The sequence below is a fragment of the Olsenella urininfantis genome (genome assembly GCF_900155635.1).
GTDB classification, from domain to species: domain Bacteria; phylum Actinomycetota; class Coriobacteriia; order Coriobacteriales; family Atopobiaceae; genus Olsenella_G; species Olsenella_G urininfantis.
The window spans coordinates 1,518,731-1,531,876 of record NZ_LT732540.1; the positions used below are offsets into that span (position 1 = coordinate 1,518,731).

Genomic DNA, 13,146 nt, shown 5'->3' on the forward strand with positions numbered 1-13,146 from the left:
GGCGTAGCGCCATGGACGGTGGCACGGGATTCTGGGACCTGCGCTCAGGCGGCGCTTCCGCCCCCGAGCCTCCCGCTCCTTCGGGCAAGGCCCACCAGCCTCGCGCCAGCCTCCTCCAGGGAGCCTGGCCCCGCCTGCCACCTCCAGTTGCCCTCTGCCACCCCCGGCACGTTCATGCGCGCCTCGGCGCCAAGGGACAGCACGTCCTGCAGCGGCACCATGACCACCTGCGCCTCGCTTGCGAGACAGCTCTCCAGCAGCTTGCCCGCCAGATCGCGCGCCTGACCCGCCTCTTGCCCATAGCGCTCCTCGCACCAGCCCAGAAGCGTGTTGGTGTCATGCGTGGAGCTGTACACGAGCTTTCCGGGGGCGGGACGGTAGCCCTCGCGCACGTCTCCGTCGCTGAACTGGATCACGTCCATGCCAGGGAAGCCCGTCGCGGAAACCAACGCTCGCACGGCGGGCGTGATGCTGCCCAGGTCCTCGGCAACGACTGGCAGGGGACCCAGCTCCTCTCTCGCGCGCTCGAAGAGCTCCAGGCCGGGGCCGAAGCTCCAGGATCCCTCAGGCACCGTCTTGCCCTTGGGAATGGTGTAATAGGACGAGAAGCCCAGGAAGTGGTCCAAACGCACGTAGTCATACAGCTCGAAGGCGCGCCTGAGGCGGCGCAGCCACCAGGCGTAGCCCTGCGCGCGCATGAGGCGCCAGTTGTAGGTGGGGTTGCCCCAAAGCTGACCGTCCCTTGCAAAGTCATCGGGCGGCGCCCCCGCCTGCAGCGCCGGCGCGCCGGCCTCGTCCAGCACGAAGAGCTCTCGACTTGCCCAGACGTCGGCGGAGTCCGCCGAGACGTACATGGGCATGTCGCCTATGATCCTCACGCCACGCTCGTTGGCATAGCGGCGCAGCTCCCCCCACTGGCGCATGAAGGCGTACTGCACGCCGCAGGCATGCCTCACGCCGGCGGCAAGTTCCTCCTGGGAGGCAAGCGCCTCGTCCCAGCTGCGCCAGGCCTGCGGCCACTCCTGCCAGGGCAAGCCGCCCAGGCGCCCCTTGATGGTCGCGTAGCAGGCATAGGGCAGAAGCCAGTCCTCGTTCTCCTCGAGGAAGCGGCGGTACTCCGGCGTTCCCTCGAAGTCGGCCGAGAAGGCCGTGGGGCCCTCCCCCTCGGACCCGCCCCACATGAGCCCCGCGTTGCCTGCAAAGGCCGAGTTGCCCGCATACGGAGAGCCAAACGCGTCCGTGGGGTTCACGGGAAGCACCTGCCAGTAGCGCTGCCCCGCGGCAGCGAGCATGTCCACAAAGCGGTAGGCGGGCTCGCCCAGGGTGCCCGGCTGCCCAGGCCGGTGCGGGTTGGGAAGGGAGCTGATGTGGCAGAGCACGCCCATCCCCCGCGCGAGGGGGGCCTGCAGGCGCAGCCCCTCGTGGAAGCTGATAACCGAGCTTCCAAGCGGCCAGAGGAAGACCTCGGCCTCGCCCCCCTCGAGGGGGCACGCGCGACCCGAGACCACATCGTCCGCGCAGGGGCCGGCTGCGGGTATGCGCACCGTATGGGAGCTTTCGAGCGAGGCGTTCACCAGCACGCACACCTTGCCGCCCTCGCCCGTGCGCCAGAAGCCGAAGACGTCCTCGCCCACGGAGAAGGGCACCGCATCTCCATCGACCAGGACGGGAAGGGCCTTCCTCAGGGCGATGGCGTTGCGGTAGATGTCGAGGCAGTCGTGATCCTCGGCTCCCCAGGGGAAGCTGCCACGGTTGAAGGGGTCTGCGTAGCCCTCCAGCCCCGCCTCGTCGCCGTAGTAGACGCAGGGCACGCCGGGCAGCGTCATCTGCAGAAGCGCCGCGATCCAAAGGCGACTCACGGCCAGGCTGCGCTGGTCGTCTCCCAGGCGGAACGCCGCTCGCCCCTCCTCCGAGAGCCCGTCGGGGTCAGGGGCGTCCCCCAGCAGCGTGAGCAGGCGCGCGCGGTCGTGGCTTCCCAGCATGTTGAGCTCGCACATGAGGTTCTCGCGCGGATAGTTCTCCTGGAGTGATTCGAGGGTGCCTGCCAGCGCCGAGGCGGGGGCCTTGTTGGTGAGGTAGTCGAGGATTGCGCCGCGCAGGGGGTAGTTCATACTGCCGTCCAGCTCGAGACCCTGGAAATAGCGCCTCAGCCTGCCATAGGCGCGCTTGTTCGACGCGTCCTCCCACACCTCGCCGATGACCACGGCGTCAGGCCGCTCCGCCAGGGCGGCGGCCTTGATGTCCTCTATGAACTCGTCGCTCAGCTCGTCAGCGACGTCCAGGCGCCAGCCTCGCGCGCCCAGGCGCAGCCACTTGCGCACCACGCCGTCGTGCCCGCAGATGAGCTCGCGGAAGGAGGCGCTGTCCTCGCGCACGGCAGGCAGGTCGTCCACCCCCCACCAGCTGTCGTAGCTGCCGTCCTCCTCGAAGCTGAACCACTCGCGGTAGGGGGAGTGCTCGTCCTGGCAGGCGCCCGAGCTGCCGTAGTTGCCATAGCGGTTGAAGTAGCGGGAATCGGCGCCAACGTGGTTGAAGACGCCGTCCAAGATGATGGATATGCCATGTGAGGCGGCTTCCAGGCACAGGGCCCTGAAGTCCTCCTCGCTGCCCAGCATGGGGTCTATGCGCAGGTAGTCCGCCGTGTCATAGCGATGGTTGGAGGCCGCCTCGAAGATGGGGTTGAGGTAGATGACGCCAATCCCCAGGGCCTCGAGGTAACCCAGCCGCTCCCTGATGCCCCCCAGGGTCCCCCCATAGAAGTCCCAGGCCGCGATGCGCCCCTCCTCGGTGCGCTCATAGCGCGGCGAGAGGGACCAGTCGTCCACCAGCCTGCGCGCAGGCCCCCTGCGGGGACGCGAGAGCCCCGTCTCGACAAGCCCCTGCCAGCCCTCGCCGCGCGCGAAGCGGTCGGGGAAGATCTGGTATGCGACGGCCCCCTTGAACCACTCGGGTTGTTTGGTGCGCCTGCGCTCGTACACGGTGAGCTGGAACGAGGGGGGCTCGCCGAAGGCAAAGGCTCCCTCGCCGTGCCCGTGCTCCGTGGCAGCTCCGTAGCGCCACACGGCACCATCCGCCGCCGTGACCTGGAAGCTGTACCAGACGAGCTCGGCCTCCTCCGGCACGAGGCTCAGCGAGAAGCGCAGGTGGTCACCCTGGGGCTCGCCGCGCATCTCCAGCAGGCGCTCTCCCCTGTCATCCGTCCAGAGCCGCAGCCGGGCCGTGGCATCGGGCTCGTCCCAGACGTCTATGGACAGGAAAACGGCGCCTCCCACCTGGATGGCGCCGAATGGATCTCTGTACTGGCTATCGGAAGTAACGTGCCTGGCCCTCAAGAGCTCTACCTCTTCTTGTTGTACCTGATGATCTCCGGGTGCAGGTCGTGGTAGATGTCGAGGTACTCGTCGGCGGCTCGGTCCCAGGAGAAGTCGCCTCCCATGGCCTGCCGCTGTAGCTTAGACCAAGCCTTGGCGTCCGTCCAGAACAGCTCGCAGGCCTCGAGCAGCACGTCCGCCATCTCGTCCGCATTCATGTTGGCGAAGCGGAAGCCCGTCCCCTCCCCCGTGAACCTGTTGTAGGGAACAACGCTGTCCTGCAGCCCGCCCGTCTCGCGCACCACGGGAAGGGTTCCGTAGCGCATGGCGATCATCTGGGAGAGGCCGCAGGGCTCGAACTCGGAGGGCATGAGCAGGATGTCCCCACCCGCGTACATGCGGTGGCTGAGCGCGTTGTCGAAGGCGATGCGGGCGCACATCTGGTCCCCGTAGGTCCAGTCGAAGTACTTGAACGCGTCCTCCTGGTCCTTGTCGCCCGTGCCCAGGACCGCCACCTGAACGCCACGTTCCATGAGCCTGCCCATGGCATAGCGCACCAGGCCCAGGCCCTTCTGGTTGGTAAGGCGGCCGATCATGACCACCAGCGGGCGCGTGGGGTCCTCGGCAAGGCCCAGCTCACGCTGGAGCTGGCGTTTGTTCTCGGCCTTGCCCGCAAGGTTCCTGACACCATAGGGCCTGGCGATGAAGGGGTCCGTCTTTGGGTTCCAGGCGTCCTGGTCGATGCCGTTGAGGATGCCTCGCAGCACCGATGACCTGCGACGGAAGATGCCGTCCATGCCCTCTCCGTAGAAGGGCATCTGAAGCTCGCAGGCGTAGCTTGGGCTCACCGTGGTGATGAGGTCCGCATAGCAGAGCGCGCCCTTCATGAAGTTGACGGAGCCGTCGTCACAGTAGAGCTGGCCGGCTGCGGTGGGGTTGTCGGCAAGGCCCAGGACGTCGCCCAGGACCTGGTCGGAGTACTGGCCCTGGAACTTGACGTTGTGCACGGTGAAGATGGTCTTCACCTTACGGCAGGCCTCGGAGGAGCCGTAGAACTCGCGCAGGAAGACCGGGGCGAGGGCGGTCTGCCAGTCGTTGCAGTGGAGCACGTCGCACTGCAGCTCGGGCAGGCGCATGATGGCCTCGCAGATGGCCTTCGAGAAGAACGCGAAGCGCTCCCCGTCGTCGAAGTAGCCATAGATGCCGTCGCGCTTGAAGTACGCCTCGTTGTCCACGAAGTAGAAGTCCACGCCCTGCCAGCTGAGCCTCTCGATGCCGCAGTAGACGCTCCTCCAGGAGAGCGGCACGTAGAAGTCCGCCACGTGCCTCATCTTCTCCTGGTACTCCTGGGGGATGGATCCGTACTTGGGCATGATGACCGCCGCTTTCGCGCCGGCCTGCTTGAGCGAGCGCGGAAGCGAGCCCGCAACGTCTCCCAGCCCGCCCGTCTTCACGAAGGGCACCGCCTCGGACGCGGCGAAGAGCAGCCTGATCTTTCTCCTGACCCTGTCTGACATGCGAAGCCCCTACTCTGCCGCCTTCTCCTTGATGAACAGCGCCTCAGGCGTGCCCCTGAGCTCGGTCCCGGCAGGCACGACGTTGTTGCGGTCGACAATGGCGTTCTCGACGCGTGCGCCGCTCTGGATGACGCAGGACTGCATCACGATGGCGTTGTTGACCGACGCGCCGCTCTCCACGACCACGCCGCGGCCGAGGATGGAGTTGGACACCACGCCAGAGATGCGGCAGCTGCCCGAGATGCGGGAGTTGGTCACGCGGGAGCCGCGCTCGAACTTTGCCGGGGCGTTGTCGTGGGCCTTGGTCCTGATGGTGCGACCCTCGGGGAAGAGCTCGTCGGAGACCATGGGGTCGAGCAGGTCCATGTTGGCGCGGAAGTAGGAGTCCTTGTTGAAGATGGCCGCTGCGTAGCCCTCGTAGTTGTAGGTCTGGACGTTCACGCGAGCGTAGTCTGCCGCCATGGCCTCGAAGAGGTCGAGGTAGTCGGTCTGCTGGTACCACTCCAGCATCTGGAGCAGAAACTCACGACCGACGACGAAGCAGTCCAGGAAGGCGGTGTCTGCGAACTCGACGCCGTGCTTCAGGCTCTTGACCCTGCTGCCGTCCACGTTGAAGCCCGTGACGTCAACGTCCTTCTCGGAGGCGCGCTTGGTGAGCACGGTGATGTCCGCCCCGGAGGCGCGGTGCGCGGCAACCAGATCGGAGTAGTCCATGTTGTAGACGAAGCTCGCGGAGGAGAGGATGGCAAGGTCACCCTCGCCGCGCTCCAGGAACGCCTTGTTGTGCACCAGGTCTCGCAGGAGGAAGCGCGAGCCCGTGCGCGAGGTGCCGAACGCCGAGCCAGGCAGGATGAACAGGCCTCCCTTCTTGCGGTTGAGGTCCCAGTCTCGACCGGAGCCGACGTGGTCGATGAGGGAGCGGTAGTTGTAGGGCATGACCATGCCCACGGTGCGGATGCCGCAGTTGACCATGTTGGAGAGCGCGAAGTCAACCACGCGGTAGCGTCCCAGGTAGGGCATGGACGCAACGGGGCGTGTCTCGGAGAGGGCCGTTGGATACTTGGTGGAGTAGTTTGCCGTGATGAGGCCGACAATCTTCTTCATGTCTACTCCTCCCCCTTCCCTACGACGACGTTGTTTCCGATCACGGCGGTGTCACGCGTCTGGTCAACGCTGCCCAGCACCACGTTCTCCTCGATGACGGAGTGCTCGCCCAGGATTGCGCGGGCAACGTGGGCACCCGCCTTCACACAGGCGCCGGGCAGGAGCACGGAGTCCTCGACTATGGCGCGCTCTCCCACGTAGGAGTCGGTGGAGATGATGGAGTGGGCCACGCGCCCGAAGATGCGGCTGCCGTTGCCCACCAGGCAGTCGTCCACGGCCCCGTTGGGGCCGATGTACGCGGGCGGCTTGGTGGAGGAGTTGCTCATGATGGGCGCCTGGATGTCAAACAGGTCGAACGCCGGCTTGGCGCCCAGGAGGTCCATGCTCGTCTCGTGGTAGGACGATATGGTGCCCACGTCACGCCAGAAGCCGTTGTACTCGTAGGTGTAGAGGCGCCTGCCGTCCGCCAGCAGCTTCGGGATGATGTTGTTGCCGAAGTCGTGCTCGGAGGTCTGGTCGATGGCGTCCTCGTTGAGGGTGTCCACCAGGAGCTGGGCGTTGAAGATGTAGATGCCCATGGAGGCGAGGTTGCTGTCCGGCTTGTTTGGCTTCTCGGTGAACTTGACGATGCGCTCGTCCTCGTCCTGGGTGATGATGCCGAAGCGCGAGGCCTCCTCCCAGGGCACGGGCATGACGGCCACGGTGAGGTCTGCCCCATGGCGCTTGTGGCTCTCGAGCATGGCCTGGTAGTCCATGCTGTAGAGCTGGTCTCCCGAGAGGATCAGCACGTACTCGGGGTCGTTCTGCTCGATGAAGCCGATGTTCTGGGTGACGGCGTCTGCCGTGCCCTCGTACCAGGCGCCGCCGGTCTGGGTGGCGTAGGGGGGAAGGATGGAGACGCCCCCATCGCTCTCGTTGAGGTTCCACGCCCCTCCCGTGCCCAAGTAGGAGTGCAGAAGGTAAGGCCTGTACTGGGTGAGCACGCCCACCGTGTCGATTCCAGAGTTTGCGCAGTTGGAAAGCGCAAAATCAATGATGCGGTACTTGCCGCCGAACGAGACCGCCGGCTTGGCGACGTCCTTCGTCAGGACACCGAGACGGCTTCCCTGACCGCCGGCAAGAAGCATTGCGATGCACTCCTTCTTGCTCATGACCTTCTCCCCTCTCGACTTTGACCCCAGCTATTTCCCAATATGCCAAATATCCGCAGCGTACTCGCCTATGGTTCGGTCGCTGGAGAAATACCCCGAGCGCGCCGTGTTGTGAATCGCCGAACGGTTCCAGGAGCGCCTGTCCCCGTAGGCCTGGGTGAGCTCCTCCCACGCCTTCACGTAGGAGTAGAAGTCCGCAAGCACGAGGTCGTGGTCGTTGTTGACCATGAGCTCGTCCCGGATGCTCTCGAAGTTGCCCGAGAGGTGCGCGAGCGTGCCGTCCGTGAGCTCGTCGATGACGCGGCCCATGCGCTCGCGGTCGCGGTTGTAGAGGTCCCAGGCCCAGCAGCCACCGGATGCCCTGAGCTGGTCCACCTCCTCGGTGCGCAGGCCGAAGACCTTGATGTTCTCCTCGCCCACCAGCTTGCAGATCTCGACGTTGGCGCCGTCGTAGGTGCCCAGCGTGATGGCGCCGTTCATCATGAGCTTCATGTTCGAGGTACCCGAGGCCTCAGACCCCGCCCACGAGATCTGCTCCGAGATCTCTGCCGCAGGGTAGATGAGCTGGGCGCTTGAGACCGCGAAGTTGGGCACGAAGGCGACGCGGATCTTGTCGTTCACGCGCGCGTCCCCGTTGACGGCCTCGGCCACGGAGTTGATGAGGCGGATGACCTCCTTGGCAAAGGTGTAACTCTGGGCCGCCTTGCCCGAGAAGATGAAGGCGGTGGGACGGGGGTCGAAGCTGGGGTCCGAGAGAATCCTGTTGTAGACGTCCATGATCTTCATGACGTTGAGCAGCTGGCGTTTGTAGGCGTGGAAGCGCTTGACCTGCACGTCAAAGACCATGGAGCAGTCGAGCTCTATGCCCGTGGTGCGCTTGACGTAGTCCGCCAGGCGCCTCTTGTCCCAGGCCTTCGCCTTCTCGAACTCGTCGAGGAAGGAGGGGTCGTCCTCGAAGGCCTCGAGCTTTGCCAGCTCACGGGCGTCCTTGAGCCAGCCCGTCCCGATGGCCTCGTTGACCAGCCTTGCGTAGGACGGGTTGGCGTTGCCCAGGAAGCGGCGGTGAGAGATGCCGTTGGTCTTGTTGTTGAACTTCTCGGGACTCAGCTCAAAGAAGCTGCGCAGCGTGGTGGCCTTGAGGATGTCCGTATGCAGCGCCGATACGCCGTTGACGGAATGGGCGAAGATGACCGAGAGGTTGGCCATGCGTACCTGGCCGTCCCAGAGGATGGCGGTCTGCTGCAGGAGCTCCTGCCAGTTGGGCGCATCGTGCGAGAAGCCCTCGCGGTAGCGGCGGTCGATCTCCTCGATGAACATGTAGGTGCGCGGAAGCAGCGCGCGGAAGGTACTGATGGGCCACTTCTCCAGGGCCTCGGGCATGACGGTGTGGTTGGTGTAGGAGATGGTGTCGAAGGCGATCTTGTAGGCGAGGTCGAAGTCGACGCCGCGCTCGTCCACCAGGATGCGCATGAGCTCGGGGCCGCACATGGCGGGGTGGGTGTCGTTGGTGTGGATGGAGACGTGGTCTGCCAGGTGCTCCCAGTCGGGCCCGTGGTCCTTCTCGTAGCTGCGCAGCACCGTCTGCAGGCCGGCGCTCACGAAGAGGTACTCCTGCTTGAGGCGCAGGAGGCGCCCGTGCTCGCCCGAGTCGTTGGGGTAGAGGATCTGCGAGATGGCCTCGACGTCCGAGCGGAACTTCATGGCCTTCGCGTAGTCGCCGGCATTGAAGGCGTCGAGGTCGAAGTCCTCGGCGGCGGGCTCGGCGCTCCACAGGCGCAGGGTGTTCACCGTCTTGCCGCCGTACCCCACGATGGGCACGTCATAGGGAACGGCCTTGACGAGGTCGCCGCCCTCCTGGGTGAACCAGAACCGGCCGTTCTCCTCGTGGCGCACCACCTGGCCGCCAAACTGGACGATGACGGCCGACTCGTTCTTGCGGGTCTCCCAGGGAAACCCGTGCTCGAGCCAGTTGTCCATCTTCTCGACCTGGCGACCCCCCTCGATCTCCTGGCGGAAGAGGCCGTAGCGGTAGCGCATGCCATTGCCGTTGCCGTTTATGCCGAGGGCTGCCATGGAGTCCAGAAAGCAGGCGGCAAGGCGGCCCAGGCCGCCGTTGCCCAGGCCGGGGTCTGCCTCATGCCGGGAGAGCTCGTCCAGGGAGTCCCCCAGCTCCTCGCAGCCGGCGCGCACCATGTCATCGACGCCCAGGTTGAGGACGTAGTTCTCCAGCAGCGGCCCCAGAAGGAACTCCAGCGAGAAGTAGTAGACCTCCTTGTCACCACGCCTGAGGCCTACCTTGAGGTTGTTGGCCTTGCGCGCGATGAGGCCCGCAAGAACGTAGAAGCGCTCCTGCTTCGTGAGTCCCTCGTACTTCTTGCCCAAGGACATCTCGCACGCCTCGCGGTACTGGGCGACGAAGTCGTCCTTGTCCTTGAACAGCTCGCTGCTGGGTGCTTCCTTTGCCATGTTCTCGCCCCTCCGTTCACATGAGACGCCGCAGGGGGGCGCCTCGGTCAATGATGTGTGCTACCTGGCCGTCCCCTTGCCCTTGGGGCCAGCCTTCTTGGGGGCCGGCCGCTTCCTTGCTGCGGGCCTCCTGGGCAGCTCGCCGTCGAAGCTCAGCACCACACCTGCCAGGGGGGGCAAGCGCAGCTCGATGGACTGCTCGCGCATGTTCCAGGGCTCCTCCTCGGAGGCAAAGCGAACGCCCTCGTTGGTCACCCCCGAGCCCCCGAAGCGCACCTCGTCAGAGTTGAGGGCCTCGACCCAGTATCCGGCCCTGGGGACGCCAACACGAAAGCGCTCGCGGGTGTTGACGTCGAAGTTGATGAGAACGAGCAGGTCATCCTTGGGGTCGTCCCCATGGCGCACGAAGGAGATGACGGACTGGTCGCTGTTGTCTGCGTCCACCCACTCGAACCCCTCGCTTGCGTAGCCACGCTGCCAGAGGGCGGGGTGGCTTGCGTAGAAGCGGTTCATCTCCGCAACGAAGAGCCGGTGGGCCGCATGGCTCTCGTACTGTTCGGCCAGGAAGTACTGGATGCCCTCGTAGTAGCGCCACTCGATGAACTGGGCGATCTCGTTGCCCATGAAGTTGAGCTTTCCGCCCGCGTGCGTCATCTGGTAGAAGTCCAGCGCGCGCATGCCGGCGAACTGGCGCCAGTAGTCGCCTGGCTGGCGGGTGATGAGCGAGCACTTGCCATGCACCACCTCGTCATGGCTCAGCGGGAGCACGAAGTTCTCGTTGAATTGGTACATGGTGGAGAAGGTCAGCAGGCGGTGGTTGCCCGGGCGGAAGGGGAAGTCGGTCTGGCAGTAGTGCAGGGTGTCGTTCATCCAGCCCATGTCCCACTTGAAGTGGAAGCCCAGGCCGCCGTCGGAGGCGGGATAGGTGACCAGGGGCCAGGCCGTGGACTCCTCGGCAATCATCATGACGTCGGGGTAGTAGCGGCCGATGCTCTCGTTGCACTGGCGGATGAAGGAGATGGAATCCAGGTCCTCCTCGCCGCCCCTCTCGTTGAACCTCTTCTGGCCGGGGTCGTCCACGCCAAAGTTGAGGTAGAGCATGGAGGTGACGCCATCCATGCGAATGCCGTCCGCGTGGTACTCCCCCACCCAGTAGAGCAGGTTGGAGACGAGGAAGCTGCGCACCTCCCCGCGTGAGAGGTCGAACTTGAAGGTGCCCCAGTTGGGGTGCTCCTCCTTCTCGTAGAGCTTTTCGCCGTTGAAGTGGACGAGGCCGTGCTCGTCCCTGCAGAAGCCTCCAGGAACCCAGTCCAGGATGATGCCGATGCCCGCCCGGTGGCAGCTGTCCACGAAGTGCTTGAACTGCTTGGGAGTGCCATAGCGGCTGGTGGGGGCAAAGTATCCGGTGATCTGGTAGCCCCAGGAGCCATCGAAGGGATGCTCCATCACGGGCAGGACCTCGATGTGCGAGTAGCCCATGCTCTTGACGTAGTCCACAAGCTCCTCGGAGAGCTCGTCGTAGCTGAGGTAGCTGCCGCTATGGTCGTCCCCGTCCGGATCGCCGTTTCCGGCCAGGCCGTCATCATGACGCTTCCAGCTGCCCAGGTGCAGCTCGAAGATGTTGAGCGGGGACTTCATCATGTCTCGCTTGGCACGGGACTTGAGGTAAGGGGCATCCCCCCACCTGTAGCCCGTGATGCCTGCGATGCGCGAGGCCGTGCCCGGGGGGCACTCCGCGTAGCTTGCGTAGGGGTCCGCCTTGTAGAGCAGGTCACCACGTGCGGTCTCGATGACGTACTTGTAGAGCTGGCCCTCCTTGGCCCCTGCCACAAAGCCGCACCAGACGCCGCCCGTGGCGGTGGGCTCGAGGGGGTTCGCCTCCTGGTCCCAGCCGTTGAACTCTCCGGCGACGCGCACGCTCAGCACGCCGGGGGCCCAAACGGCAAAGTGGCAGCCCTTGGTCCCCCCCTGCACGCAGAGGTGGGCACCCATCTTCTCGTAGCTGCGGTACCAGTTGCCTTCCGCCATCATGTAGAGATCATCGTTGGTGATGGCAAGGTCAGAAGCCAGAACGCCCATGCGCACCCTCCCAGACGTGAGGTCATTGGCTGTCTCGCGGCCGCGAAGGGTCTCCGCGACACATCACAACTCCCACACATTCTATTTCATATGGGGCCGAGCGGGAGGACATCTCGCGAATGGGCGCGGGCGAGGTGGATGGATGGGCGGGCGTGCAAGGCACTTGCGTGGCTTTGCGCTGGTATCATATGCCGAGCGTGCAAGGGAAAGGGGGACGCATGCCTCGGGAGTCGAAGAGGGCCAGGCGAGAGCGGGCCGTCGAGTTCTGTCGGCGCATGGGAGAGATATACGCCGACGTCCAGAGCGCCCTGGATTTTGACAACACGTTCGAGCTCGTGATCTGCGTGCTTCTCTCGGCACAGACCACCGACGCTGCCGTCAACAAGGTGACGCCGGAGCTGTTCTCCCGCTGGCCCACGCCAGAGGCGATGGCCGGCGCAAACCCGGCAGAGCTGGGCGAGGTGATTCGCTCCATTGGTTTTTGGAGGTCAAAGGCGCAGCACTGCGTGGAGTCCGCGCAGATGATCGTCTCCGAGCATGGCGGCCAGGTCCCTGGGAGCATGGAGGAGCTCACGAGGCTTCCGGGCGTTGGGCGAAAGACCGCGAACATCGTGCTCAACAAGGCATTTGACGTGGTGGACGGCATTGCCGTAGACACGCACGTGTATCGCATTGCAAGCAGGCTCAAGCTCACCGGCGCGCCCACGCCGCTGCAGGCCGAGCAGGACCTTCTGTCCGTGATTCCACGCGAGCTCTGGGGCCCCGTCAACGAGCAGTGGATACACTTTGGCCGCGAGACCTGCACCTCTCAGCGACCCAAGTGCGAGGGTTGTCCCGCCGCTGACATCTGCCCCTCGGCATTCAAGGCAAACGGCAAGCCACGGGCCCACTCCAAGCGCAGTGCCAAGACGCAGGGATAGGGAAGCCATGTCTGACGGAGGCAAGCACTTCTGCACCTGTGGGGACACCAAGTGCCCCCTCAATCCCAACAACCCCAATAACGCCTCCACCGGCAACGGGTGCGATGGCTGCATCAGAAAGAACATCGCCTTGGGTGAGGTCCCCACCTGCATCTTTAAGGGGTCGGGGTCGATTGACGGCTGGGACGACTTCTCGGTCGAGGGCTTTGCGCGCTTCGTTGCGCTACACCCGAGGAGCCTCGAGGAGCGAGAGCGCTACGCGCGCCTGGCGGCAAGCTTCGAGGCAGCCCACGCAAACGAGTAGCGTCTGCAGCTCGACTCAACCACAAGCCAGCCAGGTGGGCAGACGCGCGCCTTTCTCGCCGAGAGGGGCGCCTGGGCCACACCCACCCACCAAAACCGGGCGGTAGGGTGGGTGAACGCGCCGCCGTGAGTCGCTTCCTGCCGAGAGGTGCGTGTTGACCCACCGGCGCGAAGGCTTTCCAGAAGTCGTGGCAGAATTGCGGCACCAGGTTCGCGGCGGGCCCCATGGCAGCAAACAAAAAAGCCCACCTCCGAAGAGGTGGGCCAGGCAGCTCTTGGGATACGCACCCAGAGA

General features: G+C 65.1%; 8 protein-coding genes. 2 read left to right on the plus strand and 6 right to left on the minus strand.

Annotated elements, in window-relative coordinates:
- Positions 1-44 precede the first annotated feature (44 nt).
- The 6 genes from CZ375_RS07020 to glgB form a co-directional block, all read right to left on the minus strand.
- Positions 45-3,272 (minus strand): 4-alpha-glucanotransferase, encoded by a 3,228-nt coding sequence (locus CZ375_RS07020; RefSeq protein ID WP_234966914.1) that lies wholly within the window; start codon positions 3,270-3,272, stop codon positions 45-47.
- Between the two features lie 65 nt (positions 3,273-3,337).
- Positions 3,338-4,828 carry a glycogen synthase GlgA gene (gene glgA / locus CZ375_RS07025; protein ID WP_077598519.1) on the minus strand — a complete coding sequence of 497 codons (1,491 nt, stop codon included), beginning with the start codon at positions 4,826-4,828 and terminating at the stop codon, positions 3,338-3,340.
- Between the two features lie 9 nt (positions 4,829-4,837).
- Entirely contained in the window at positions 4,838-5,932 is a 1,095-nt protein-coding gene (glgD, locus tag CZ375_RS07030; RefSeq protein WP_077598520.1) for a glucose-1-phosphate adenylyltransferase subunit GlgD, read from the minus strand.
- A gap of 2 nt (positions 5,933-5,934) precedes the next feature.
- The gene (locus CZ375_RS07035; RefSeq protein WP_077598521.1) at positions 5,935-7,083 is read right to left on the minus strand and encodes a glucose-1-phosphate adenylyltransferase; all 1,149 of its coding nucleotides are present in this window, start codon (positions 7,081-7,083) and stop codon (positions 5,935-5,937) included.
- Positions 7,084-7,113: 30 nt separating this feature from the next.
- The gene (locus CZ375_RS07040; protein ID WP_077598522.1) at positions 7,114-9,549 is read right to left on the minus strand and encodes a glycogen/starch/alpha-glucan phosphorylase; all 2,436 of its coding nucleotides are present in this window, start codon (positions 9,547-9,549) and stop codon (positions 7,114-7,116) included.
- A 60-nt stretch (positions 9,550-9,609) separates the two neighbouring features.
- Positions 9,610-11,628 carry a 1,4-alpha-glucan branching protein GlgB gene (gene glgB, locus CZ375_RS07045; RefSeq protein ID WP_077598523.1) on the minus strand — a complete coding sequence of 673 codons (2,019 nt, stop codon included), beginning with the start codon at positions 11,626-11,628 and terminating at the stop codon, positions 9,610-9,612.
- A gap of 218 nt (positions 11,629-11,846) precedes the next feature.
- Here glgB and nth point away from each other — a divergent pair, with 218 nt between their 5' ends.
- Together nth and CZ375_RS07055 are read left to right on the plus strand one after the other, a co-directional pair.
- Positions 11,847-12,548 carry an endonuclease III gene (gene nth / locus CZ375_RS07050; protein WP_077598524.1) on the plus strand — a complete coding sequence of 234 codons (702 nt, stop codon included), beginning with the start codon at positions 11,847-11,849 and terminating at the stop codon, positions 12,546-12,548.
- Positions 12,549-12,555: 7 nt separating this feature from the next.
- Positions 12,556-12,852 carry a DUF6485 family protein gene (locus CZ375_RS07055; RefSeq protein ID WP_077598525.1) on the plus strand — a complete coding sequence of 99 codons (297 nt, stop codon included), beginning with the start codon at positions 12,556-12,558 and terminating at the stop codon, positions 12,850-12,852.
- Positions 12,853-13,146 lie beyond the last annotated feature (294 nt).